Origin of the sequence: Arthrobacter sp. STN4, from assembly GCF_024539665.1 — a bacterium.
Classification (GTDB): Bacteria; Actinomycetota; Actinomycetes; order Actinomycetales; family Micrococcaceae; genus Specibacter.
In genome coordinates this window covers 85,229-107,632 of record NZ_JAKZGX010000009.1, presented here as the reverse complement: position 1 = coordinate 107,632, position 22,404 = coordinate 85,229, and the positions used below count along the sequence as shown (strand labels likewise).

27 protein-coding genes and 1 pseudogene are annotated in these 22,404 nt (G+C 63.3%); 14 read left to right on the top strand and 14 right to left on the bottom strand.

What is annotated here, in order from left to right; all coding sequences use genetic code 11:
• Positions 1-29 precede the first annotated feature (29 nt).
• Both MMF96_RS09205 and MMF96_RS09200 read left to right on the top strand, forming a co-directional pair.
• Positions 30-560: a MarR family winged helix-turn-helix transcriptional regulator gene (locus tag MMF96_RS09205; protein WP_256883356.1), complete on the top strand. Its 531-nt coding sequence runs from the start codon at positions 30-32 to the stop codon at positions 558-560.
• Positions 557-766, top strand: a complete 210-nt coding sequence (locus tag MMF96_RS09200; RefSeq protein ID WP_256883355.1) for a hypothetical protein — start codon at positions 557-559, stop codon at positions 764-766. Before MMF96_RS09205 ends, MMF96_RS09200 begins: the two co-directional genes overlap by 4 nt.
• A 277-nt stretch (positions 767-1,043) precedes the next feature.
• On the opposite strand, the gene MMF96_RS09195 is transcribed toward MMF96_RS09200, so the two are convergent.
• Complete coding sequence (locus tag MMF96_RS09195) at positions 1,044-1,469, bottom strand: DUF302 domain-containing protein (RefSeq protein WP_256883354.1); 426 nt, start codon at positions 1,467-1,469, stop codon at positions 1,044-1,046.
• A gap of 34 nt (positions 1,470-1,503) precedes the next feature.
• Positions 1,504-1,761, bottom strand: a complete 258-nt coding sequence (locus MMF96_RS09190; protein ID WP_256883353.1) for a metal-sensitive transcriptional regulator — start codon at positions 1,759-1,761, stop codon at positions 1,504-1,506.
• 196 nt (positions 1,762-1,957) lie between these two features.
• On the opposite strand from MMF96_RS09190, the gene MMF96_RS09185 reads away from it, so the two are divergent.
• Positions 1,958-3,367, top strand: a complete 1,410-nt coding sequence (locus tag MMF96_RS09185) for a rhodanese-like domain-containing protein (protein WP_256883352.1) — start codon at positions 1,958-1,960, stop codon at positions 3,365-3,367.
• Positions 3,368-3,865: 498 nt separating this feature from the next.
• Here MMF96_RS09185 and MMF96_RS09180 read toward each other — a convergent pair whose 3' ends face one another.
• Positions 3,866-4,006 (bottom strand): hypothetical protein, encoded by a 141-nt coding sequence (locus tag MMF96_RS09180; protein ID WP_256883351.1) that lies wholly within the window; start codon positions 4,004-4,006, stop codon positions 3,866-3,868.
• A 306-nt stretch (positions 4,007-4,312) separates the two neighbouring features.
• On the opposite strand from MMF96_RS09180, the gene MMF96_RS09175 reads away from it, so the two are divergent.
• From MMF96_RS09175 to MMF96_RS09165, 3 genes are read left to right on the top strand one after another with little or no spacing between them, the layout of a single operon-like run.
• Positions 4,313-5,668 (top strand): ferric reductase-like transmembrane domain-containing protein, encoded by a 1,356-nt coding sequence (locus MMF96_RS09175; RefSeq protein ID WP_256883350.1) that lies wholly within the window; start codon positions 4,313-4,315, stop codon positions 5,666-5,668.
• Positions 5,669-5,670: 2 nt separating this feature from the next.
• A complete protein-coding gene (locus MMF96_RS09170) occupies positions 5,671-6,177 on the top strand; it encodes an FMN-binding protein (protein ID WP_256883349.1) in 507 nt (168 codons plus the stop codon).
• Positions 6,177-6,929 (top strand): FAD:protein FMN transferase, encoded by a 753-nt coding sequence (locus MMF96_RS09165; RefSeq protein ID WP_256883348.1) that lies wholly within the window; start codon positions 6,177-6,179, stop codon positions 6,927-6,929. The genes MMF96_RS09170 and MMF96_RS09165 overlap by 1 nt, the downstream gene beginning before the upstream one ends.
• Here the strand turns inward: MMF96_RS09165 and MMF96_RS09160 are convergent.
• The gene (locus MMF96_RS09160) at positions 6,880-7,440 is read right to left on the bottom strand and encodes a DUF6069 family protein (protein ID WP_256883347.1); all 561 of its coding nucleotides are present in this window, start codon (positions 7,438-7,440) and stop codon (positions 6,880-6,882) included. The genes MMF96_RS09165 and MMF96_RS09160 overlap by 50 nt on opposite strands.
• A 149-nt stretch (positions 7,441-7,589) precedes the next feature.
• Between MMF96_RS09160 and MMF96_RS09155 the strand changes: the two genes are divergently transcribed.
• Both MMF96_RS09155 and MMF96_RS19795 read left to right on the top strand, forming a co-directional pair.
• Complete coding sequence (locus MMF96_RS09155) at positions 7,590-8,258, top strand: response regulator transcription factor (protein WP_256883346.1); 669 nt, start codon at positions 7,590-7,592, stop codon at positions 8,256-8,258.
• Positions 8,255-9,478, top strand: coding sequence for a HAMP domain-containing sensor histidine kinase (locus MMF96_RS19795; RefSeq protein WP_256883345.1), 1,224 nt, complete (start codon positions 8,255-8,257; stop codon positions 9,476-9,478). The genes MMF96_RS09155 and MMF96_RS19795 overlap by 4 nt, the downstream gene beginning before the upstream one ends.
• 1,181 nt (positions 9,479-10,659) lie before the next feature.
• On the opposite strand, the gene MMF96_RS09145 is transcribed toward MMF96_RS19795, so the two are convergent.
• Both MMF96_RS09145 and MMF96_RS09140 read right to left on the bottom strand, forming a co-directional pair.
• Entirely contained in the window at positions 10,660-11,505 is an 846-nt protein-coding gene (locus MMF96_RS09145; RefSeq protein WP_256883344.1) for a hypothetical protein, read from the bottom strand.
• On the bottom strand, positions 11,502-11,822 hold the full coding sequence (locus MMF96_RS09140; RefSeq protein WP_256883343.1) for a PadR family transcriptional regulator: 321 nt from the start codon (positions 11,820-11,822) through the stop codon (positions 11,502-11,504). Before MMF96_RS09140 ends, MMF96_RS09145 begins: the two co-directional genes overlap by 4 nt.
• A gap of 49 nt (positions 11,823-11,871) precedes the next feature.
• On the opposite strand from MMF96_RS09140, the gene MMF96_RS09135 reads away from it, so the two are divergent.
• Entirely contained in the window at positions 11,872-12,234 is a 363-nt protein-coding gene (locus tag MMF96_RS09135; RefSeq protein WP_256883342.1) for a hypothetical protein, read from the top strand.
• A gap of 511 nt (positions 12,235-12,745) precedes the next feature.
• Here MMF96_RS09135 and MMF96_RS09130 read toward each other — a convergent pair.
• The 4 genes from MMF96_RS09130 to pstS all read right to left on the bottom strand — a co-directional run bounded on the left by MMF96_RS09130 (position 12,746) and on the right by pstS (position 15,061).
• The gene (locus MMF96_RS09130; protein WP_309145227.1) at positions 12,746-13,132 is read right to left on the bottom strand and encodes a hypothetical protein; all 387 of its coding nucleotides are present in this window, start codon (positions 13,130-13,132) and stop codon (positions 12,746-12,748) included.
• A 45-nt stretch (positions 13,133-13,177) separates the two neighbouring features.
• The gene (locus tag MMF96_RS09125; RefSeq protein ID WP_256883341.1) at positions 13,178-13,372 is read right to left on the bottom strand and encodes a hypothetical protein; all 195 of its coding nucleotides are present in this window, start codon (positions 13,370-13,372) and stop codon (positions 13,178-13,180) included.
• Positions 13,369-13,623 (bottom strand): HAD family hydrolase, encoded by a 255-nt coding sequence (locus tag MMF96_RS09120; RefSeq protein ID WP_256883340.1) that lies wholly within the window; start codon positions 13,621-13,623, stop codon positions 13,369-13,371. Before MMF96_RS09120 ends, MMF96_RS09125 begins: the two co-directional genes overlap by 4 nt.
• Positions 13,624-13,939: 316 nt before the next feature.
• Entirely contained in the window at positions 13,940-15,061 is a 1,122-nt protein-coding gene (gene pstS, locus MMF96_RS09115; protein WP_256883339.1) for a phosphate ABC transporter substrate-binding protein PstS, read from the bottom strand.
• Positions 15,062-15,391: 330 nt separating this feature from the next.
• Here pstS and MMF96_RS09110 point away from each other — a divergent pair.
• Positions 15,392-15,490: pseudogene (locus MMF96_RS09110) on the top strand (recombinase family protein); the annotation flags it as partial.
• Positions 15,491-16,541: 1,051 nt separating this feature from the next.
• On the opposite strand, the gene MMF96_RS09105 reads toward MMF96_RS09110, so the two are convergent.
• From MMF96_RS09105 to MMF96_RS09095, 3 genes are read right to left on the bottom strand one after another with little or no spacing between them, the layout of a single operon-like run.
• Positions 16,542-16,970 carry a hypothetical protein gene (locus tag MMF96_RS09105; RefSeq protein ID WP_256883338.1) on the bottom strand — a complete coding sequence of 143 codons (429 nt, stop codon included), beginning with the start codon at positions 16,968-16,970 and terminating at the stop codon, positions 16,542-16,544.
• 10 nt (positions 16,971-16,980) lie between these two features.
• Complete coding sequence (locus MMF96_RS09100) at positions 16,981-17,412, bottom strand: hypothetical protein (protein WP_256883337.1); 432 nt, start codon at positions 17,410-17,412, stop codon at positions 16,981-16,983.
• Between the two features lie 13 nt (positions 17,413-17,425).
• Positions 17,426-17,563, bottom strand: a complete 138-nt coding sequence (locus MMF96_RS09095) for a hypothetical protein (protein ID WP_256883336.1) — start codon at positions 17,561-17,563, stop codon at positions 17,426-17,428.
• Positions 17,564-17,724: 161 nt separating this feature from the next.
• Here MMF96_RS09095 and MMF96_RS09090 point away from each other — a divergent pair, with 161 nt between their 5' ends.
• From MMF96_RS09090 to MMF96_RS09075, 4 genes are all read left to right on the top strand, one after another.
• Positions 17,725-18,927: a tyrosine-type recombinase/integrase gene (locus MMF96_RS09090; RefSeq protein ID WP_256883335.1), complete on the top strand. Its 1,203-nt coding sequence runs from the start codon at positions 17,725-17,727 to the stop codon at positions 18,925-18,927.
• Positions 18,927-19,886: a tyrosine-type recombinase/integrase gene (locus MMF96_RS09085; protein ID WP_256883334.1), complete on the top strand. Its 960-nt coding sequence runs from the start codon at positions 18,927-18,929 to the stop codon at positions 19,884-19,886. Before MMF96_RS09090 ends, MMF96_RS09085 begins: the two co-directional genes overlap by 1 nt.
• Complete coding sequence (locus MMF96_RS09080; protein WP_256883333.1) at positions 19,883-20,923, top strand: tyrosine-type recombinase/integrase; 1,041 nt, start codon at positions 19,883-19,885, stop codon at positions 20,921-20,923. Before MMF96_RS09085 ends, MMF96_RS09080 begins: the two co-directional genes overlap by 4 nt.
• A 352-nt stretch (positions 20,924-21,275) precedes the next feature.
• Positions 21,276-21,854, top strand: a complete 579-nt coding sequence (locus MMF96_RS09075; protein ID WP_256883332.1) for a helix-turn-helix domain-containing protein — start codon at positions 21,276-21,278, stop codon at positions 21,852-21,854.
• Positions 21,855-22,013: 159 nt separating this feature from the next.
• On the opposite strand, the gene MMF96_RS09070 is transcribed toward MMF96_RS09075, so the two are convergent.
• Positions 22,014-22,394 (bottom strand): hypothetical protein, encoded by a 381-nt coding sequence (locus MMF96_RS09070; RefSeq protein ID WP_256883331.1) that lies wholly within the window; start codon positions 22,392-22,394, stop codon positions 22,014-22,016.
• Between the last annotated feature and the right edge of the window lie 10 nt (positions 22,395-22,404).

The following is a 22,404-nucleotide window of genomic DNA, read 5'->3' as shown; positions in this document are numbered from 1 at the left end:
GAAAGTGATAGTGGAGATAGTATGGGGTCATGACCAATACGGCAGAAGCGCTTCTCGAGCCCCCCGACGAACCGCTGCACGTGGTCGGGGATGCTTGGTCCCTGACGGACGTCATCACCCGGTTGCGGCGCGTTCTGCGCTCGAGCGTTCGACATGAGTTCCCCTGGGAAGCGCTGCCCATGGCCCAGGTGGAAATCCTCCAGCGGCTGGCCGACGAACCCGACCTGGGCGTCAGCGAGCTCGCCGCCCGACAGCGCCTTGCGACAAACACCGTCAGCAACTTGATCCAGCAAATGGTGGTTTCACAGTTGGTCAGCCGCACCCCGCGCCCCGGAGACCGGCGCGCCCAGAACCTGCGACTGACCAGAACCGGGGCGGAATTGTTGCAGTCCTGGCAAAACGCCAATGAACGCCGGGTGGCCAACGCCTTGTCCAGACTGCCGCGCCACCGCCAAACCCTCATCGAAGAAGCCATCCCCGCTCTTTCGGACCTTGCGACTCTTCTGGAGACGGACGAATCAACCGACACCACCATCGAGAGGACCGTTGAGAAGCCATGAGCCAGCAAGAAATCAGCAAACCCAACAGCCGGTATGGCCTCGTTCTGGCCATGGACATCATCGCCATTGGCCTCCTCATCACCCTGGCCATCGTGCTCCCACATCTCAGCATTTTCCTGTGGCTGATCGCCCTGGTCTGGATTGTGGTGGCGATCAGGCGCGGCATCAACGAGCGCCGAAACCGAACCGCCGGTAAGTGCCCCTGAAAAGCCGGGGGCATGAGGACTACGCTGCCCACCGCGACTGATTAGAGGGCATCGGCGCCGGTTTCCGTCACGGTTCCGTGGGGGCGGGCGCACACACTGCGCCGGGATTCGCCCCGCCGTGGTCTGTTCAGCGACGCGGGCGTAGGAACGGGCATGGGCGAGGCGTTGCAAGCCCGCTGTCCGCTCTCGCACGTCGAATCCGGAAGGTTGCCGTCTCTGATGGCGAACCCTCCGTCAACATTGGCCACTGATGTGCTGGGTCGGTGGCTGGCGTTGCTCAATCCCGGGGCGTCTGTGCGGCGCTCAGGGCGGCCAGGGCTGCGCGGAGCCGGGTGCCGGCGTCGTCGGCGATCTCACTAACTGCCGGGTTGTCGCTGAGCTGGACCATGGTCTGCGGGTCGATGGCCTCGATGGTGGTGTCGGTGGCGTCAGTGCCGCGTCGGACGACCACGTTGCAGGGCAGCAGCGCCCCCAGTGCTGGTTCAGCGGCGAGGGCGCGGCTGGCCAGGGTCGGGTTGCATGCCCCCAAGATGAGGTAGTCGCCCAGGGCGTCGGCGGCGTCGGGGCCGAGCTTGGCCGCAAGGGTCGCGCGGACGTCAATTGCAGAGAGAATGCCAAAGCCCTGTTCGGCCAGTGCATCGCGGGTTGCCTGGACCGCGTTTGTCCAAGTCAGCGGGACGGTGACAGCATGCGTGTAGCTCATGGGTACTCCTTGGGGTTGACTTTCCGGAGCCGGTTTAGGCAAGGGACAGGAAGAGCTTTTCCAGGTCTTTCTTGGCCATGCCGGGGTCCTCGCTCCTGATGCACTGCTCCAGGCCGGTGGCGATGATGACAAAGCCGGCCCGGTCCAGGGCCTTGGATACGGCGGCGAGCTGGGTGACGACGTCCTTGCAGTCCCTGCCCTCTTCGAGCATCCGGGTCACGGCGGCGAGCTGGCCTTGGGCACGTTTGAGCCGGTTGATGACCGGGGTGAGTTCTTTCGCGTCAAGTTCCATGGCGGGCTCCAAAGTAGTGTAAGTAGTTCCTCATTGTATACCCCGGCGGGTAATTTTCCTGAAGTGGGCCTTTCGTCCCAGGGTTCGCATTCAAGCGCCTGACAAATACCCTAGGGGGTATTATTGTTGTGGTTAGAACAACGGCGGGTTCCCCATCGGGGGCTCCATCACCGACCCCACGCAAGGAGAGCCTCCCATGCTTATTGAGCGCATCTACGACGAAGACTTGGCTCAAGCGAGCTATCTCATCGGCTGCCAGGCCAAGGGCGAAGCACTTGTTGTCGATCCCCGCCGTGATGTCGCCGTGTACCAGTTGTTGGCTGCCGCGAACGGGATGAAGATTGTGGCCGTCACCGAAACGCATATCCACGCCGACTTCCTCTCCGGAACCCGGGAGCTGGCGGCCGCGACCGGCGCCACGGCCTATGTCTCCGGTGAGGGAGGTACGGACTGGCAGTACGGTTTCGAGGCCGAGCGCTTGCTTGACGGTGATGAGATCACCTTGGGCAACATCACGGTGAAGGCCCTGCACACCCCGGGCCACACCCCCGAGCACCTGTCCTTTTTGATCACTGACGGCGCATTCGCCGACACCCCGGGATACCTACTCTCAGGGGACTTTGTCTTCTCCGGCGACCTCGGGCGCCCCGACTTGCTCGACGAGGCCGCTGGCGGCGTGGACACCCGCTTCGCCGGTGCCAAGCAGCTCTTCACCAGCCTGGGGGAGAAATTCCTGACCTTGCCGGATTACGTCCAGGTCCATCCCGGCCACGGGGCAGGCAGCGCCTGCGGCAAGGCCCTGGGCGCGATCCCCTCCTCCACGGTCGGCTACGAACGGCTCTACTCCTGGTGGGGACCCTACCTGGCCGCAAACGACGAACAGGGCTTCATCAACGAACTCCTCGACGGCCAGCCCGACGCCCACGCCTACTTCGGCCGCATGAAACGCAAAAACCGCGATGGCCCCGCCGTGATGGGCGAACGGACCCCGCTGGCCGAACTCGCCACCGCCGACGTCGTGGCCGGCCTCGCCACGGACACGGTGACCTTCATCGACACCCGCTCCAATACCGAAGTCCACGAGGGCACCGTCACCGGCTCCCTGAACGTCCCGGCCGGCAAATCCACCGCCAGCTTCGCCGCCTGGGTCGTCAACCCAGAAACGGACAACAACCCGCTCGTGCTGCTGGCCCCCAACCAGGCCGCCGCCCAGGAGATGTGGGACCACCTGGTCCGCGTCGGCATCGACCGCGTCGCCGGTTACATCACCAGCATCGAAGGCCTGCCCGCGAGCACACCGAAACTCATCCAACCCGCGGAGCTTGACGGTTTCGACGCCGCCATGGTCCTGGACGTCCGCAACCGCACCGAACACGCCGCCGGACACATCCCCGGCTCCCACCAGCTCAGCGGCGGCCGCGTCATGTGGAACCTCGGCCAACTCCCGTCCGAGGGCACCATCGTCTCCTATTGCCAGAGCGGTGTCCGGAATTCCGTCGCGGCCAGCGCCCTGCGCCGCGCAGGCTACGACGTCGTCGAGCTCGATGGCAGCTACGCCGGATGGGCCACCTGGCAACAGACGCGGGAATCTGTTTCCAGCAACTAATCCGGGCCGCATCTGAACCGATTGACTGCACCCGTGGCGGTGCCGGGAAAGCCGGGCACCGCCACCGTTGCACACCCCTGCGAAGGCCTGCCGGCAGCCGCATCCTCGTGGCGGCATCTATGCACAGCAACGGCCACAATCCTGCCGCCTGGCGAGAAAGCACCATCGCAACAAAATACCCCATGGGGTATACTGACGGAACGATCCAAACATATATTTAGGGAGCAAGCAGATGTGTCGTGCGGTGACATGCAAGAAATGCGGTAAGACAACGTGGGCCGGTTGCGGTGAGCACGTTGATCAGGTCATGCGCGGGGTCCCCTCTTCTGAACGCTGCCGTGGGCACGAGCAGGAAAAGTCTGAAGACAAAAGCTTCTTCGCTAAGCTGTTCGGCCGGTAGCTGGAAAATTCCCAGCACCAGGGGAGCCGTTGAGCTCATACGGGAGGCCCCGGAGGATCGAGTCCTCCGGGGCCTCCCGTATGTCGCCGCGGCTCCTCTCAGGAGAGGAGCGCCTGCACGGCCATGTAGGCGGAAATGACCAGGACCAGGATTCCAAGGCCACGTTTGACAATCTTCTCGGGGATCCTGACACCAGTCCTTCCCGCCATAAGCGAGGCGGCCATGTCGAACATGCTCACCAGGCCACCGATGTCGGGGGCGGCAGGTATTCGTTCTTTGTATGGGCATTAATGCCCTATCGGAGTTTTGGGTAGTCGCTCCAGGTGTGACCGGCGCGTTGTGCCCATTGGCCGGCAGTGTAGGTGCTAATTCCGAGAGTGTCAGCGATGACGCTGGCGGGCATGGTTTCTCCCTCACGTGTGCTTGCACCGTGCACTCACAGTAGTGGGTGGGTCGGATCCGTCAAGTTGCAGGCGCGCCGGTTTGGGGGATGCCGCCTAAGAAACTTCTAAGATCGGGTGGCTAGCGTTTGTGGCATGGCATCCATGACTGCTCCCGCCGCCGTGCGGCGGCGACGCCACTCCGCCCGGTCCGGGCGGCTGCTGCTGCGCGCCCTGCTCGTTGCCGGTATCATCGGCGTCCTGGCGGAGTGGTGGTTCGCCACCCCGTCGTCGCTGACCTTCACTCCGGCGTCCACGGCAACCTCCCTGGGCGAACTCAGTGGAATGGCCGGCGCGTTTCTTGTCTGCGCCCAGGTGCTGCTGATCGCCCGTGTTCCCTGGTTCGAGCGCGCCGTCGGCATGGATCGTTTGGTCAGCTGGCACCGGACGCTCGGCAGTAGCGTCCTCTTCCTCATTCTCAGCCACGTCCTGCTCATGGTCCTCGGGGTCCAACTGCTCACGTCCGGCACTCCGTGGGCAGCAACGGCGGCGGTCCTGACCTCATACCCCGACATGTTCACCGCCTTGATCGGCACAATGTTGTTTCTCGTCATCGGGATCAGCAGCGCCCGCATCCCGCGAGGAAAGATTTCCTATGAGACCTGGTACTGGCTGCATGTCACGGCCTATGTGGCTGTCTTCCTGACGTTTTTTCACGAACTGAGCGCAGGGGTCCATTTCGTCAACAACCCCGTCAATCGCGCGGTGTGGATCGCGCTCTACCTCGCCACAGCCTCCGCTGTCCTCACGTGGCGGTTCATTCTCCCAGCCGCCGCCGCGTGGAAGCACCGCATGGTGGTGTCCCACGTAGTGGATGAAGGCAACGGACTGAGCAGCATCTGGCTTGCCGGTCCGTATCTGGATGAGCTGGGAGTGCGGGCCGGCCAATTCATGATGTTCCGTTTCATCAGCGTTGGCCACATGCTGACCGCGCATCCGTTCTCCCTGTCACGGCTGCCCGCTGACGGCCTGATGAGAATCACCGTCGGGGCGCTGGGCGACCACAGCATCCGGATGCGCCACTTGAAGCCCGGCACCGCGGTCCTGGCCGAAGGCCCCTTCGGCCATTTCACGCCCGAGGCAAGCCGGCGGCCGAAAGTCCTGCTGATCGCGGGCGGCGCCGGGATCGGCCCCATGCGCGCACTGGCCGAGAGCCTGGTTAATGAAGGACGGAATGTGGTGATGGTCTACCGGAGCACAAGCAAGGAGCGGCCTGCCCTGGAAAGTGAACTGCGTGCACTCCACCCCCTGGTGCTGCACACCGTCTTGGGAAGCCGTGCGGAGCTGGGCCACGATCCGCTGGCAGCACGCCCGCTTGGACGCTTGGTCAAGGACATCTCGGAACGGGAGGTCTACGTCTGCGGCCCGCTGGGGATGGCGCACACCGTGGAGGAATCGTTGTCACGGCTTGGGGTATCCAAGCGAATGATCCACCGCGAAATACTGAGCATGGGACATTGATCATGAACGGACGGAAGTGGACGGGTACGGCCCTTTTCCTGGCAATCTTCGTTGTCATGGGTGCGACGTTCGGCCTGCGGCTGTATTCGGCCCAGGAGCACTCAGCCATCGCCAGCTCGCTCACGAGCGCAGCAGCCAAGCCGACAACCTCCGGGGGTGCCCCTCCTGGAACCTCTACTCAGTCCGCGGCGCCCAGTGCGCCCCCAGCGGCGACCGGCACCGGCAAGGGCTCGCCGGTCACGACCATCACGGGCGATCCCGAGAGTACGCCGTACGGCAACGTGCAGGTGGCGGTCAGCTTCGCCGGCAAGAAGATCACCGGCGTGACGGTCCTCCAGGTACCCACCTCCGGAAACTATGACCAGCAAGTCGCTCAGGTGGTGCCCCCCACCCTCCTGCAGGAGGTCCTCACCTCGCAGTCGGCCAAGGTCGACACCGTCAGCGGCGGCACGTACACCTCCACCGGTTACTTGCAGTCGGTGCAGTCGGCGATCGACAAGGTTCCCTGATGCGGTTTCTGGACACCGTCATGGGCATCCCCATGTCCCTGGACATCCGTGACGCGGGGGACCATCACGCGGCGGCCAAGGAGGCCTTCGCATTGTTGCATGAGGCGGATGCTATTTTCAGTCCGTACCTTCCCGGCAGCCAACTCAGCCGGCTCAACCGCGGCGAGCTGACGCTGGGGACGGCTGGCGCATTGTTTCTGGAGGTGCATGACCTGGCGGCGCGGTTCGCGGCGGTCTCCGGCGGCGTATTTTCCCTTCAAACAGCATCCGGCGACTCGGATCTGAACGGCACCGTCAAGGGGTGGGCCGCCCAACGGGCAGCCCAGCGCCTCAGGACGCTGGGGCTGGCAAATTTTTGTCTCAACGCCGGAGGAGACGTCGTCGTCGCCGGGGGCAGCGGGCGCGGAACGGCCTGGAACGTCGGGATCCGATCCCCGGACTCACCGCAACGGATGATGGCCGTGCTCGCCCTTCGCGACATGGCCGTTGCCACATCCGCCACGTATGAGCGGGGAGAGCACATCATCGATGGCCGCACGGGCCTCCCCGCCTGCGCGTTCGCCAGCGTTTCAGTGGTCGCTGCCGACTTGACCATCGCCGACGTGCTCGCGACGACGGTGTTCGCGATGGGCCCCGACGGTCCGCGCTGGGCTGCTGAACGCTATGACTGCAGCGTCCTTGCACAGTTGGCAGACGGCACGTTCATCGACGCAGGGGAGCTGCGGCGCTGGCTGGTGTCGGCGCCAAAGTGACCGGTGGGCCCGGCGCGGGCTTTTGCGGCGCGATGAACACCAGGGCCGGGTAGGTGACCGCGGCCAAGGCCAGGTGCATGACCACCAGGAGCAGCACGGCGTTGGGCGGGGCGCCTCGGTACAGGATCCAGAGGTCAGGGGCCAGGCCGCCCATTGTGACGACGACGGTGAGCCAGGCAAACAGCAGCCGTGCCCGCGGCGTGAACAACGTGACAACGGGCCATGCCAGGGATGCCAGGGCCACCCCCGGCACCGTCAACTTCGCATAGTCCAAGAACCGGAAATGCTCATAGCCGGCCATTGCCGGGAAGGTGGCGGTGCCGGCCGCCACGATCGCCGCGCAGGCAGCCAGCGAACCGATGATGGCGACGGCGGCGGCGGCGAGGAACCGGCCAGGGGCGGGCTGGCGCCGTCGCCGGGGGCGTTCGAGACTGAAGTAGCCGCCCGCCCGCTGGACAAGTGTTGGACGGGCCGTGGCCTCGTCATTTTCCGGGCTTGACCAGTGGGGCATTCGATGGGCTCCTTGCGCTGTGGACGATGTCGGGCGCCGGGCCGCAAGCACGGCGCCTCCTGCCCCCGACGCTATGCGAGCTTTCTTAGAAGATTCTTGGACGCCACCGCGGAACCTGGAGCCGGTCCATGACGCCTATACTTCAAATCATGTCGGACACACTCTCCGTCCTGGTGGTTGAGGACGACCCAGCGCTGGCGTCGATGTTGCGGGAACTGCTCGAAGGCGAGGGCTATGCGGTCGTGGCCGTCCATGACGGCCAGCGCGGACTGCATGAAGGATTGACCCGGCGCTTCGACATCCTCCTGCTGGATCGGGGGCTTCCGGCCCTGGACGGTCTTGACCTCCTGGGCCGGCTGCGGGCCAAGGGTGTTACGGCCCCGGCGTTGATCCTGTCGGCGCTCAGCAATCCCGCCGACAGGGTTGAGGGTCTGGACATGGGCGCCGAAGATTATCTCGGCAAGCCGTTCGATATTGACGAGCTGCTGGCCCGGCTCAGGTCCTTGCTGCGCCGACATGCGGCTGTCTCGGATGCCGTGCGGGTCCCCGGGGGGCTGCTGGAGAGCGCGAGCCGCACCGTGACACTGGACGGAGGAGCCGTCGTCGTCCTTTCCGAGCGGGAATGCGGGCTGTTGGCGCACCTGGCCCGCAGTCCGCGGCAAATATTCAACCGGCAGGCCCTGGTGGACAGCGTTTTTACCGAAGCCGATGACGAAGGCGTGGTGGATACCTACGTGCACTATCTGCGCAAGAAATTGGGGCGGTCCTGCGTCGTCACCGTCCGCGGTGTGGGGTATCGGTTGGGTCCGTTGGCGTGAACACCCGGGACAAAACCGAGCTTAGGCGTGCCGTGGTGTGGCTTGCTCTGCAATTCACTGCGTTGATCGTTGTGCTGTTTGTCCTGCTCGGCACCCTCATCTACTCGATCGTGGCTGCCGGTGTCCAGGAATCGACCAACAAGACACTGGCCGGCGCGGCCCTGATCGATTCGCCCTCCGACGCGCCGTTGGGGGTCTTCGTCGCCATCAGCGCTCACGGACAGCTGCTGCTCTCCCATGCCGCGCCTCCCGGTCTGCCCGACACCGTGGCGATCGATCAGGTCGCCGCGTCACATAGGAACGAACAGAAATACGCGAGGATCGACGGGAAGTCCTATACAGTTCTGACCACGTACCGAGATGGCAAGGTCATCCAGGTGGCAGTCAACCAGCACGAACGCCAAGAGGAACTAAACCGCTTAGTGCTGGCCATCTCGATAGCCACATTCGTCTCGGCGGCGATGGCTGCGGGCCTGTCGATTTGGATAGCCCGGCGTGCCATGCGGCCGATGGCTGAGAGTTTGGCCCTGCAGCGTCGGTTTGTTGCCGATGCCAGCCACGAACTGCGCACCCCGCTGACTTTGTTGAGCACCCGCGCCCAACTTTTGCGCCGCAAGGTCCAGGGCACTGGTTCTAAGCTCTCTGATGACGAAGTGGCGGCCGGTGTGGCCAGACTTGTGGATGACGCCAAAATGCTGACTGGAATACTGGATGACTTGTTGCTGTCGTCGGATCCGCGCGAAACCATAGGGCATTCCCTCGTAAACATCGTAATGATCGCGGACAGTGCCACAGCATTGTCCGAACCGGAGGCCCAGCAGCGCCTCATCCGGTTGAGACGGACCGGATCCCCGGGCCCGGTCAATGTCCGGGGCTCGGAGGTCGCTCTCCTGCGCGTCTTTACTGCACTGATCGCCAACGCCCTTGACCACGCCGCAACGAGCGTGGAAGTTGAGGTGACCGTCCAGGGCCGGGACGCCGCCATCCGCGTCATCGACGACGGCCCCGGCTTCGCGGCCGGGACCGAGACGAGGGTCTTTGAACGCTTCGCCTCGTCGCGCCTGCCCGCCGGCAAGTCCGACGCCGTCCGCCACTATGGACTTGGCCTCGCCCTGGTTGCCGAGATCGTGGCACTGCACAGTGGGAAGATCATGGTCGAACCTGGGCTGCATGCGAGCGGGGCCGTCGTCAACGTCCTCCTGCCCCGGGTCCAGTCCTGAGCAGCAATTCCTTATGCCTGTCCAAGAAATCGCAAAGGAACCGAGTGAAAAATGAAAGTATGAATTTAGGCAAAACTGAAGACCGGAGCAGGCCATGAGCACGCGCCCAGATTCCATGACTCTTGAGGCACCACGCGAGTACCTGGGCGCAGAGTCAATATTGGCAGCCATGAGCCAGGCCCAATCCATGGATTGATTGGAGAACGCTCTGCTCGTAGTTGGATTAGCCGGTGTCGTCGTACGTTTGTTGCTCATGTTCCGACGGCATCTTTCCAAGGCCGGCAGTCGCAAAGGGAGGGGCGCGGCTGCTGGCATGGCTTTGATGGAGACCCTATCCGCCCCTTCGAGCCTTGAGGCTCGGATTGAGTTGGAACGGCAACGTCAAAAGCAGGCTCGGGCCCCGTGCCGGGGGACCCTATGCGCGGGGTCCACGTGGCCGTGAATGACGACGGCATTTACCGCCGAGTGGTCTTCAGCTCCAACAATCCCTGACGCCAAACTAAAGTTTGTACGTGGCTCGTCCCGAAGTGACGTCCCGCAAGGGGCATCCCGTATAGAGGATGCCAAAGCGTAAACCGGTCCCATCCGCGACGATTTGGGAGTTTGGCTGACGGGATGAAAGCCGGGCTGGTACAACAATTCTGTCACCGTTCGTGAGGCCGTCGATTCGATGCATGGTTGTCGAATTGCGTGAGCCGGAAAGGCTGCGCTTCAGCGCCGGTTTGATCGCCGTCCCGCGGGCAGGATACTTGCTCACCGGCCGTGTTCAGTGCCGTGAGCAGGACGTTCACGGGGATACTCACCCAGCCACGATAGTTGATCGCATCCGGGCCGACTGCTGGCAGCCACCCCTTCGCAGATGGCCATCTGCCGATCGTGCTGTAGGTCGATCCCCTTCTGGAATGGGTGAGTTGTCCCAGTAAGCGTTCCCCCTTTGACATCGCGGTGTGTCCTCTGCACTGCTAGCGAGGGGCGAAAGGATGCCGCCACTGTTTGATGAACCTTCATGTGGTGAGAGCCGAGATCGCGTGGTGGCACGCGATACCGGGCTCCTGCTCCCATGAGGGCAGCGGGCCGGTGACCTTGCCAACCGTCGTAGTGGTCCGGCCGATATCAGCGGGTGCTGGCGGCGGTGCCGTCACCTGAGCGCGCTGGTCCTGCGACCGGGGGTTGTGGGGCGGCTATTTTTGGTGCACGGACTTGAGGCCATGGGCGGAGCTCACCTGGGCGATGACTGAGGCGATGACGGCAACGACGACCACGATGATCACAGGGATGACGCTGCCGAGCAGTGCGGCGTCGCGACCAAGGAATACTGCGACCACGCTGCACCCGCACATGCCAGTCAACACGAACGCAAGGCCGGAACCGAGGAACACGGGTGCACGCAGCGTCGAAATCCCTGCGTCAAGTCGCCGCAGGCTCACGGTCGGCCCAACACCCAAACAGCCAAGGAAGACCACGAGCGCGAGCAACCAGGCCGTCAGGGCCCAGGACAGGCCGGCCGGAGCCTGTGTTCCTTCAGGGCGGATCAACACAAGCGCCAGGAACCCCACCACCACAACGACCGCCAGGACTATGGCGGGAATGAGCGGGACGAGCACCCTCCGCGCCTGTGACCGGAGGGCGGGAATGAGAACGCGGGCCACAATGAGGCCGAGGCCAAGCAGTGCAATCACCCCTCCGAGACAGAGGAGGACGGTCGCGGCATCCATTAACCCCCTGACCGCTGCGAGGGCGTCTGGCCCTGCCGGGTCCAGGAGGGCCTTGTTTAGTGCCGGGACGATCAGGAAAGCAGCGCACCACGCGATCCAGGTGGTCGAGATGGTCGCTTGCAGGCGCAAGCGTATGCCGTCCGGGCCGGTGAAAGTCGGCCGGACCCACGCCCGGAGTGCGCCACCGAACAGATCCGCCGTCGTACGCGCCGAACCCGGCATTTCCTCAACCAGGGCGGCCAGTTCGTCACCGTAGCGCGCACGAAAGGAGGGCGGATACGAGCGCAGTGCGAGTTTAGCCAGGCGACTCATGGCTGGGCCGTCTTCAACCGTGCCAGGCCGTGCGAGGCGAAACTGCTCATCGCCTTCAACCGCTCCGTCAGCAGCGCCGAGCCGGAGGCCGTGATCTCATACGGGCGACGGCGGTCCTCACCGGGAAGGGCGTGCACGTAACCGCGAGCTTCCAGTCGGGAGAGAGCTGCGTACAGCGTGCCTGGACCGAGGGTGACCCCGGCGGATTCCTCGGTGTCCTGCACGATCGCGTATCCGTGCTTCGGACCGGCCGCGAGGCTTCCGAGGATCAGCAGTGCCGGGTCCGCCCACGCCACATCTTGTTTGCGCCGAACCATCAATTACTCCGTCTCTCGTAGTACGTGAAACGATACTATACTGCCTCTCATGAGCAAACAACCCGGAATGACGGTCCTTGGGCTAATCCTTGCAGCGGCACTCGTCGCCCTCCTGGGCCTGATCGGCGCTCGCTACATCTTCGTGGGGTCCGCGCTGAGCCTGGTCCCCTGGGGGCTCGCTGCCCTCATCATCGGGTTGTTCTCCCGAACCTGGGCGACTGCCCTCAGCCGCAGTGCACTCTTCGGGTTCTGCCTCGCAGGGACGTTCATGCTGGCCGGCTATCAAGGAACAGTCCCCGTGACGAACCATCTGATCCCCTTCGCCATCATCGGCCTCGTCGGCGCGCTCTGCGCCATCACCGGTGCAACATTCGGTCACCTGGTGCGAACGAAGCTTCGCGGGCGGCCCTAATCCAACCAGGGCCGACAGCCGATGCCGATGCGCACCTGCCCCTCGAAATGAGCCACACCGCCGGGAAGGAGTGCATGAGCCGTCGTTTCCGTGGTCCAGGAATCCCTTCCCGCAGGAACCCAAACCACGAGCAAATACCATCCCGGTCAAGGTCCCCATTCTGGGGTTTTTTGGGGGGTGCTGGGACAGGCGCTTGGCCTGCACCCCACCGAGGATGTGCATGCTCCGGAGGCCGGCCATGACGGCCAGGACGACGGCGAGCAGCCGACCCCGGGCAGCGGGGATCCCGCCGCCGGCACGTCATGGATTGGGTGCGCGGGGATCCTTTCCCGATGTTGGGGGCGGCTGTCGGGTCGTCGGTTATTGTATGGGTGAAGGGTGGTTGAACTCTTGGTTCGTGGTCAGTGGGCGTTGGCCGGGTTGAGTTTGAGCCGGCGCAGCAGTTGCGTGTTCAGAGCCACTACGATGGTGGACAGTGACATAAGCACCGAGCCGGCGGCGGGTGAGGGCATTATCCCGGCAAGGCCAGCATGCCGGCAGCAAGCGCTACGGAGATGACGTTGTACTCGGCTGCCCAGACGAGGTTTTGCCACATCTTGCGGTAGCTGGCGCGGGAGAGGTTCACCATGGACAGCACGGCCCGGGGGTCGCTGCCGGCCAGGACCACATTGGCCGATCCCATGGCGACCTCGGTTCCGGCCCCTATGGCAATGCCGACCTCGGCCCGAGCGAGTGCTGGGGCGACGTTGACGCCGTCGCCCCCATGGCCACCTTCAGCCCGCGGCCGTGGAGTTCGGTGGTTTTTTGTCCTTGTTCCGGGGAGAACCTCGGCGAAGACTTCGTCAATGTGCAGTTCGGCGGCCACAATGACGGCAATCTGGTGGGCGTCGCCGGTAATCTTGGCGACCTTGATGCCGCGATTCCGCAGGGCAGGGACGGCGTGTCAGTATTCGTCGTGGACTTCGTCCTCCAACGCAAGTGCCCCGATCACTGCCGCGTCGCGAATTACGTGCAGCACGGCAGCGCCCCGGCCCATCCGCGCAGCAGTGACCGCGCCAGTGGTCTCGGGTTCGGTCAGTGCGCGTTCCGCCAGGAGGGTGGGGCCAACGACGTTGGCTTGGATGCTCCGGCCGGTCATCGACTGGAAATTGCTGGCCGGAGCGGTGGGCGCCCCGGTGGGCCGGCGGCCGCGACGCTGGCACTCGCCAGGTGGTGCTCGCTGTCGGATTCAATAGCCCCGGCCAGGGCCAACAGCTCATCGGTTGTCACGCCGTCGACCGCCATAGCCTTGGTGACGGAAGGCTCGCCCTTGGTCAGGGTGCCGGTCTTGTCGAAGAGCACGACGTCGATGGTGCGCATCCGCTCCAATGCCATCGGGTTCTTGATCAACACCTCCAGCCCGTGCGGCCCGTTCGGTGGAGATGGCAATGGTAAGGGGATGGCCAGACCCGGGGCTTGGCCATCCCCTTACCGTTGCCCTGGCTGGCATATCGGTACTGTGCGCCGTCCTCCTGCACCGGATCCCCACCCGCTAATCAAAGGGACTCGCAACGGCGGAATAGCAAGACCTGAGTGCTATTGCTTGATCTTTGGTGGCGTGAGGCCTACGGCGATGGCGAGTGCTGCGGGCAGGCTCCCGATCGGCAGCAACGCGAGGGCGGCAAAGCCCACGGCGGTGCCGTAAATGTCGTTCTCTGTACGTTGCTTACTTTGCGACGGTGATGGAATCGATGGCAACCTTGGCCTTGGCTGCGAGCGCTGCGGGAAGCGGGGCGCTCTTTGCAGCGGCGACGGCGGCCTGCTGGCCGGCGTCGCTGATGGCGTAGTTTCCGAAAGCTTTGACCAGGTCAACGGTCTTGGCGTCGGGGTAGGAGGCGCAGACCACGGCGTAGGAGACGAGCGTGGCCGGATAAGCGCCGGCTTCCTTCGGTGTGCGGTTGAGTGTCAGCGACAGGTCGTGTGCTGAGCGCCCGGCCACAACTGTGGCAGTACCGACGCCCTTGGCGGCAGCCTCGGCGGTGACGGGCACGTATGAGTCACCGACCTTCAGCTCAGCTTTGCCCATGGCGGCGGTGACGGCGGAGTCGTCGGCGTAGGCGATGGCGCCGGCCGTCTGGGTCACGGTCTTGACGACGCCGGAGGTGCCCTTGGCGTTTTCACCGGGCAGTGAGGCGGGCCAGTCGCCGGTTGCCTTGTCTGTCCACACGGTGGGGGCGGCCTTGGCCAGGTAGTCGGTGAAATTCTGGGTGGTGCCCGAGTTGTCCGAGCGGTGCAGCGGTGTGATGGCCAGGTTTGGCAGCGTTGCGGACGGGTTCGATGCCTTGATGGCCGGGTCGTTCCAGTTCTTGATTTCGCCGCGGAAGATCCTGGCTACGGTGTCGGCGTCTAGCTTGAGGGTCTTCACGCCGGGGACGTTGAACGTGACCGCGATCGGGGAAATGTACCACGGGATGTTGATGGCGCCACCGGGGCCGCACTTGGCCTTTGCGCTGGCCATCTCGGCGTCGCTCATGAACGCGTCCGAGCCGGCAAACTGCACAGCTCCTGCGATCAGTGCCGTGCGGCCCGCACCGGAGCCTTCCGGGGAGTACTGGATGGTGGTGCCGGAGTTGGCGGATTCGAAGCCGGTCTTCCAGGCATCCATGGCAGCCGAAACAGCGGTGGAACCCGTCCCGGTCAGGGTGCCGGTGACGGATCCGCCGGCCGCCGCGCTGGTGGAGGAGCCGCCATTGCCGGTGGTTACGGCGTTGTCCGTGCCACAGGCAGTCAGGGCGAGTGCGCCGATGGTGAGAACTGCCGCCACGCGGCCGATGTGAAGTGCCTTCACGCGATTTACCGATTCGATGGGTCTGTAGATTCCTTACCGGTCCAAGCTAGGGGCTCCAAGTGACGAGGTGGTCCATTCCAGGTGAACGGAGGGTTAACGTTGATGTGATTGTCGAGTTTGATGTGCAAGGTTGGACGCCCCCGGGTGTGGGGTATCTTGTGGGAGGGCCGGGGCTACCAGACCAAGACGCAACCCAGATGAGAATTGGTTGCTGTTAGCCATCGTTATTATGGAGATGACGTCATGCAATGGTTTAGCGACTGCTCATTCGTCCTTGGTGTCCCTTTGTCGCAAACAAGCGAGGCGACACATTGTTGCATGACCGCGGGGCTGCTCAGATTCGCTTGGGAAGGGGACACCGTCTTGGTGCACGGCATGGACCGCCTGGCCCGCAACCTCGACGCCCTTCGCTCCATGGTCAAGCGCCTGGCCGCGGGGGTGTTCCAGATGAGTGGTTTGCGTGGGCGGGCGTTGAGTTCCTGGGCGACGTGTTCGCGGTCTTCGGCACAGTGTTGATGTGTGTCAGTGTCTCTACATGGTGAGTGGATTAGATCGTCTTGCTCAATCCCTGGTCTTCGTAGTAACGGATAGGCGTCAATCAGGCTGTCGGTGTCAGTTAAGATGGTGCGCAGCGCGCCGTCAGCGTAGCTGTGTCCGCCCTCCTGGAGGGCTGCAGATCCATGAACGGCTCCATGATCATGGTTGGAATGAGCTAAAAATATCCCGCTCCGTGGGCGTTGGGCATACGGAAGGAATCGCCCCAAGAGGAGATGATGGGCTGGCTTTCAACGGCTCCTGTCGACTGTGGGGGTTATCGCTTAGATGCTTCAAGGCCATGGTCAGGGCGTGGCAGAAGGGGCCGGCAAAGAATGGGCGGGCGGGACCGGGCGTCGCCATGTCCCATTCGAGGTAGCCGCTCTCGCTGATGGGCTCGAGGTTGGCTGCGGTGGTCCGGCCACGTCGCCGTGCGGCGTTCCTGCTGCAGTGGCCGGGTTCCTCGACGTGCCTGGAGTACAGCACGCCGTCTTCTCCCAGGAGTGCCTCGCGCCGTGCACGGCCACAACATGCCGGGCCCGTGGTCTGCGTGGGCTTGTCAAGCAACAGCCAATACCGGTCCGCCCGGCTTATGCCTCGTTGTTGAGGTCGCTGCCCTCTGATGCGGCTGTGGTGCCAAAAACCTGCCGGTTGTTCAAGGCAAATCGCGCCACGGTGGCCGGAGACCAGAAGTTCCACGGCCGTTTGCCGGGCGTCCCGAGTCAGTGCCACTATGGCTTCAACGGTTTTGGTCAAAACTAATTCTGGCTGGGAAAGCAAGTGCTGCCTCCAGGTACGAGGGAAAGGTTGGAAGGACCCCTAAGCCAAGTCTGTCGCGGGCCGTGGGGTGCGGACTACAACAAGCACAGGAATGACGGATCCGACGGAGCTGGGACCGTCACCAAAATGGCGGTCTCAGCTCCGTCGGATCAGTTAGTCGGATGGGTCAGGCCTTGCGGACGACGCTGGCCAGCGCCAGCGGAAGGGTGAGGATGGCGGTGGCGGGGACGATCCACCATGTTCTCGTGGCGCCTGAGGTGCTGAGGACGGCGATGATGGCGAAGGATGCGGCCACGGCCACGGCCACTCGCCAGTCGTCGCCAACTACGAAGTCGTACCAGAACAGCCCGAACCGGCGCAGGACGTCGAAGACGCCGGTTCTCTGAGCCTGGGGGACCGGCGGACTGTCGACGGCCACGGTGCCGGCCTGGCCGGTCATGCCGGCATCGCTGGCGAATTCGCTGGAGTCGTGGGGCGCTTCCGCCTGCAGCGGATCCTTGACGGCTCCGCCGGCCGGCGAAGCCGGGGACCCCGCGGGGGCCGCGGCGTTCCGGGATGCCCGCTGGCGCAGGAACCCTACGAGGGCTAGGGCCAATGCCGTGAAGTTAAGCAGTGGGCTCTGTTGTCAACGCTGCTTTGGGGTGGATGACTTGAATGGTCAGGCGGGCTGGTTGGGTGGGGCCGTGGGGTTTGGTGGCGCGGGCCTGGTACTTCGAAATGGCTCTTTTGACGGTTCTTGGGCCGGTGCGGAGCCTGCGTGGGGGCAGGAGGTTTGCCAGGAGGTGTTCTCCGATCCGTCCGGCCAGTGCGTGCCAGCCATGCCCGGGGCTGGCACGCGGTGCCGGTCCGAGGATGATCGTGTCTCTGGCCGTGGTCAGTGCGATGGTGAAGCTGGCCCGGTCCGGGTCCAGGCCGGGGGCGGCGTTGGTGGCTTCGCTCATGGCGGTGCGCAGCAGTTGCTCGGCGATCAGCACGGCATATATTTCCTGTTCGACCAGCGCAACGGTGCGTGAACGCAGAACTCTGCCGCCTTGCATGGTGGACTTGATCTCACGGAAGGTCGTCTCGACTTCCTTGTTGCTCGTGATACAGGCCCATCAACGCCGTGGCAGTACCCTGGACCGGGTCGGTCATGTTCGTGACGAGCCGGTTGTTGAGCGTCGCTTTGTATTGCGATGCATTGGTCATTGTTAAACCGAACCCGGTTTAACAATGATTATGCCGAAGAATACGTTAAGCCGAGGTTGGTGTGGTCGCCCTTGCAATGAGGGGTTCTCTGTCGTGTTCCTCGGCTTAATATTTCCTTCTAGCCTGTCTTGTATCCATGCTCCCAATGGAAGGACAAGGCAATGGATACGTCAGTTACGGCGATCGGGGATGTCGTGGTGGCAGCGTTGGAAGACGCCGGCTACATGCACTCAACGATTGGTCAGATTCGCAAGTCCATCAAGTGGCTGGGTGTGTTGGCCCAGAAACAGGACGGCATTTATACGATCGGGTTGGGTGCGGAATTCGCTTCGATGACGACCAGCCCGCGCACCGGGCGGTACAGTGCCCAGCGGCACAATGATTACAGCCGGTTGGTGTGGTTGTTCGACTCGTTCGTGCTCACCTGCACGGTGGATGTTTCCACACGACCCCGCGGGCAGCAGCGGAAGCAACCTGACGGTGCTGAGTTCTCCGGGCTGATGGCGTCGTGGTACCACGACATGGAAGAGCGTGGCCTCGCGCTGTCGACTCAGAACTACTTCGGGTTCCTGGCCTGCGAATATTTGCGCTTTTTGGAGGTCACCGGGGTTTTCAGGTGGGATGACGCCGACGGGGCCAGTGTCCTGGGATTTCTTCAGTCCCTGCGGGACCGGTGGGCTGATACGAGCATGTGGTCGGCGGTGGCCAGTTTTCGTCCGTTTCTGAAGTTTACCGCCCGCACGGACCTCCTTGATGCGTTGGCGCTGGCCAGGGCAAAGCGTCATCACAAGATCATTCCCGTGCTTGATTCCGGGGTTGAACGGAAAGTTCTTGATGCCTGCCAACAAGAATTGGTGTCTGCTAGGGATGCTGCGATTGTCCTGCTGTGCCTGCTCACGGGCTTGCGTGCGTGCGATATCCGCAGCCTGCAATTGGCGGATATCGACTGGCGGGGTGGCACGATCGGGATCGTGCAGCAAAAGACAGGGAACCCGTTGACCCTGCCGCTACCCCAACTTTTACTGGTCAAACTCGCCCGCTACGTCCTTGATGAACGACCAGTATCCGAAGCGAAGGAAGTCTTTTTGAGGTTGAAGGCCCCTCATGTTGCCTTGGCAGACCACACGACGATTTACGTGATCATCAACAAGGTCTTCCGTGCCTCCGGAGTGGAGGATGTGAAGGTTGGATCGCGTGTTCTTCGCTACAACGCCGCATCGAAGTTGCTGCAGGCAGGCACCGCGTTGCCGACGATCTCTGCCATTCTGGGCCACGCCCACAGCGACTCGACCAATGTGTATCTCAACGCTGACGCGGAGCGGTTGCGTGCCTGTGTCCTTCCTCTGCCGGAAGGGACGCGGTGATGAGCGCGCAAGTGTTCACCAGCGTTTTCGCTGAGGAACTGAGACGGTATCTGGCCTTCAAGCAGGACATGGGCTGCTATGGCAGCTCACGCATCTGGTACCTGCGCAGCTTCGATGCCTACTGCACGGAACACGGGGTGACGTGTTTTGACCAGCCGACAGTCGAAGGGTGGGTGATCTCCAAGAAGGCCTCCCAACTGGGGTCGCCACCGTCGTGGATGTCATACATCCGGGACTTTGGCCGCTGGATGCGCACCCATGGCAACCCGGAAGCATATGTGCTTGCCGAGTCCTGGCGGGCCGGATTCGCCCATTCCCGGCCCTACTTGTTGAGTCGCGACGAAATCAAGCTGTTCTTCCAATCCGCGGCCGAACTGAAGACCACCTCGCCGTGGAAATGGCAGTCTGTCGCCTTCTTCGGGTTGATGCACTCGTGCGGGCTTCGTACCTGCGAAACCCGCAGGCTTCGGCCCCAAGATGTTGACCTCGAGAAAGCGGGGATTGATGTGTTGTGGTCCAAGGGCAACAGAAGCCGGCGCCTGCCGATCACCGCTGAGATCATTGACATCCTCGCCGAGTGTGACCGGACGTCCCGCAAGATATTCGGGCAACAGCGTCCCCGGTTCTTTGTTTCTTCAACCCCTGCCCCGGTCGCGCCGGCCTCGATAGGGGTTATGTTCAATCGGATCTGGGACCACGCCGGGCTGCCGAGGGCAATTGATGGCATCCAGCCTCATCCGTACTCCTTCCGGCACCATTTTGCCTATGCCAACATCGAACGGTGGATGGCAGAAGGCACCGACGTCAACGCGATGCTGCCCTACCTCTCCCGATACATGGGGCACGCCTCATTGGATAGCACGTACTACTACATCCACACATCACCGGACTTCATGGATGGCTACGCAGCCCTCACCCGTGACGGCCAAGGCGTATTTCCCGAGGTGGGATTTCAATGAAACACACACCACACGAAGCGTCCCCTGACTTTTGGGGGTACGCGAGGAACTACCTGCACGACTTCCTGCCCCAGGTCAGGGCCCTGGCACCGAACAGCATTGAGGCTTATCGGATCAGCCTGGAGAGCTACGTCCAGTACCTGGTCACGCAGAAGCAGGTCCGTCGTCAAGACATCGGTTTTGACCACTTTGACCGGCAAACCCTCAAGGACTGGCTGGTCTGGATGCGGCAAAGCAAAAACTACTTGCCGGCAACCATCGGCCTGCGCCTGAGCTCCATCAAAGCCTTCCTGAATTTCGCCTCCACGGAAGAAATCACCTTGGTCGCGGTATACCAAGCAGCGAAGACTCTCAAGACGCCAGCCACACCGCGCAAGCCCATCGAATACCTGCAGGAGAACGAGACAACAGCGGTTCTGGCCGCCCACGACGGCAAGGACTTGAAGTCCCGGCGGAATCGCATGCTGCTCATCCTGCTCTACGACAGCGGCGCACGCGTCGGTGAGATCACCGCACTCACCGTTGACGACCTGGCACTGGCAAAACCAGCCCACCTGACACTCACAGGGAAACGGGACAAAAGCCGCGTCGTCCCCCTGGGCGAGAAAACCCTCGAACACCTGATGGTCTATCTCAAGGAGTTCCACCCGCAACGGGCCACCCGGTCAGCGACACGTCCGCTCTTCTACAGCTACCACCGCGGCCAAGCAACAGCGCTTTCCAGCGACACCGTCGCCGCAGTGCTCACCAAAGCCGGAAACCTCGCCCGCGAACGGTGCCCTTCGATCCCCGAGCACCTCCACTGCCACATGCTGCGAAAAACCAAGGCCATGGACCTCTACAAACAAGGCATACCGTTACCGATCATCATGCAGATGCTCGGCCACGAAAGCATGAGCACCACCTCTGCGTTCTACGCCTTCGCGACCCTCGACATGATGCGCGAAGCAATGAACGCCGCCACACCGGCTATCAGCGAATCAAGTACCGAGTCCCTCAGCGACCGCGAACTGCAACTGCTCTACACCCTGAAATAATCCAAAACATTAAGCCGAGGAACAAGCCGGAGAACCCCTCATTGCAAGGGCGACCACACCAACCTCGGCTTAACGTATTCTTCGGCATAATCATTGTGGGTGACCACGGTGATGCCATGGTCCAGGGTTCGTTGGCGGCGTCATCGTGGCGATGAAACCCGCCGTTCCGGCGGCGTGCTTCGTTCTTCGCGTCCCTGTCGTCAAGCCGGTTTTGCTGGTTCAGTCGGCGGCCGGCGGAATGTCCGTTTAAGGTCCCGGCCGGTTCCACACGAAGTGGCCCCTTTCCAGCAGCTGGCATGGTAGACAAGAGTCGTTGGCATGAGTGTGTGGCAGAGCAGCAGGAGCCGGCGCGATGATAAGCGTGAACAGCCCCGAGCGGGACGAGGCGGCCTTGAGGGCAGGGGAAATACTCTGCCCTGGCTGTTCAGCGCCGTTGCGCCCCCACGGGCACGCCCGCACCCGCACGGTGCGCGGCCTGGGCTGTGCGCGGTTGACGGTGCGGCCGCGGCGGGCCCGCTGCTCCGGCTGTGGCCGCACCCAGGTATTGTTGCCGGCCGCGTTGTCCGTGCGCCGGGCTGATACCCTCGAGGTCATTGGGACCGCGCTGGCGGCCAAGGCCGCCGGCAGCGGGCACCGCACGATCGCGGCCGTACTGGGCCGGCCCCTCTCGACGGTGCGCCGCTGGCTCCGTCGCGTACCGGAGGCCCACGCCCGGTGGCTGTACGAGCAGGCCGTGCAGCACGCATTTCGCCTCGACCCTGACATCCTGGTCCGCCCCAAGCAGTGGCCGAGCCTGATGGGCTGGAGTCTGAACATTTTGGCCGGCGCCGCCCTGGCCTACCGGAACCGTGTGGATCCCGGGCAGCCGCCCTGGTCCGTGATCGGACACTTCACACGAGGTAACCTGCTGAGCCCGCCGCTGCGCACCTGATAAATGAGAAGACCATTCTTTGCCATGCCCTGCAACCGGCGTCACCATGACGACGTGGCACATTGCGGTGTAATTTATCCGGCAGCGATGACGACCACCACGTCACGATGACGACCAAACCCAACAATCCCGTCGACATTCAAGGTGACGCCGCCATCGTCAAAAAGCGCGACGGGTAACACTTTGGGTCGGAATTTGGGAGGCGGTGCGGGTTGCTTCTTCGTAGGTGGCGGGGCATGCACTGAGGAAGGCGTTGTCCGCATCCCTCTGGAGGACGTTGCGGGCGAGGACGCGGACCGTGACAAGCTCGTCCGTGGATTCACTGCAGGACAGAATGTCGCCCACCTGCTGGGCGCCTCCTGATCCAGTGCCCGTGGTAGGGGAGTAGATGATCCACCACGGGGTTTCGTCCTGGTCGCGAAACAGGTATCCCTGTGCCGCTTTGTAGGCGGTGCCGTGGATGCTGCGGTTCTCGTCGCCGGCCACGGTGCCGGGCTCGGCACTGTATTGGATGTTTCCGGTGTTCTCTGGTGGTTGCATGGTCAGTGTC

Bases quoted from the DNA above. Each gene is read 5' to 3' on its own strand.
- MMF96_RS09205 (WP_256883356.1), top strand. From the start codon at position 30: ATGACCAATACGGCAGAAGCGCTTCTCGAGCCCCCCGACGAACCGCTG.
- MMF96_RS09200 (WP_256883355.1), top strand. From the start codon at position 557: ATGAGCCAGCAAGAAATCAGCAAACCCAACAGCCGGTATGGCCTCGTT.
- MMF96_RS09195 (WP_256883354.1), bottom strand. From the start codon at position 1,469: ATGAGCTACACGCATGCTGTCACCGTCCCGCTGACTTGGACAAACGCG.
- MMF96_RS09190 (WP_256883353.1), bottom strand. From the start codon at position 1,761: ATGGAACTTGACGCGAAAGAACTCACCCCGGTCATCAACCGGCTCAAA.
- MMF96_RS09185 (WP_256883352.1), top strand. From the start codon at position 1,958: ATGCTTATTGAGCGCATCTACGACGAAGACTTGGCTCAAGCGAGCTAT.
- MMF96_RS09175 (WP_256883350.1), top strand. From the start codon at position 4,313: ATGACTGCTCCCGCCGCCGTGCGGCGGCGACGCCACTCCGCCCGGTCC.
- MMF96_RS09170 (WP_256883349.1), top strand. From the start codon at position 5,671: ATGAACGGACGGAAGTGGACGGGTACGGCCCTTTTCCTGGCAATCTTC.
- MMF96_RS09165 (WP_256883348.1), top strand. From the start codon at position 6,177: ATGCGGTTTCTGGACACCGTCATGGGCATCCCCATGTCCCTGGACATC.
- MMF96_RS09160 (WP_256883347.1), bottom strand. From the start codon at position 7,440: ATGCCCCACTGGTCAAGCCCGGAAAATGACGAGGCCACGGCCCGTCCA.
- MMF96_RS09155 (WP_256883346.1), top strand. From the start codon at position 7,590: ATGTCGGACACACTCTCCGTCCTGGTGGTTGAGGACGACCCAGCGCTG.
- MMF96_RS09145 (WP_256883344.1), bottom strand. From the start codon at position 11,505: ATGAGTCGCCTGGCTAAACTCGCACTGCGCTCGTATCCGCCCTCCTTT.
- MMF96_RS09140 (WP_256883343.1), bottom strand. From the start codon at position 11,822: ATGGTTCGGCGCAAACAAGATGTGGCGTGGGCGGACCCGGCACTGCTG.
- MMF96_RS09135 (WP_256883342.1), top strand. From the start codon at position 11,872: ATGAGCAAACAACCCGGAATGACGGTCCTTGGGCTAATCCTTGCAGCG.
- MMF96_RS09125 (WP_256883341.1), bottom strand. From the start codon at position 13,372: ATGACCGGCCGGAGCATCCAAGCCAACGTCGTTGGCCCCACCCTCCTG.
- MMF96_RS09100 (WP_256883337.1), bottom strand. From the start codon at position 17,412: ATGCAAGGCGGCAGAGTTCTGCGTTCACGCACCGTTGCGCTGGTCGAA.
- MMF96_RS09095 (WP_256883336.1), bottom strand. From the start codon at position 17,563: ATGACCAATGCATCGCAATACAAAGCGACGCTCAACAACCGGCTCGTC.
- MMF96_RS09090 (WP_256883335.1), top strand. From the start codon at position 17,725: ATGGATACGTCAGTTACGGCGATCGGGGATGTCGTGGTGGCAGCGTTG.
- MMF96_RS09085 (WP_256883334.1), top strand. From the start codon at position 18,927: ATGAGCGCGCAAGTGTTCACCAGCGTTTTCGCTGAGGAACTGAGACGG.
- MMF96_RS09080 (WP_256883333.1), top strand. From the start codon at position 19,883: ATGAAACACACACCACACGAAGCGTCCCCTGACTTTTGGGGGTACGCG.
- MMF96_RS09075 (WP_256883332.1), top strand. From the start codon at position 21,276: ATGATAAGCGTGAACAGCCCCGAGCGGGACGAGGCGGCCTTGAGGGCA.
- MMF96_RS09070 (WP_256883331.1), bottom strand. From the start codon at position 22,394: ATGCAACCACCAGAGAACACCGGAAACATCCAATACAGTGCCGAGCCC.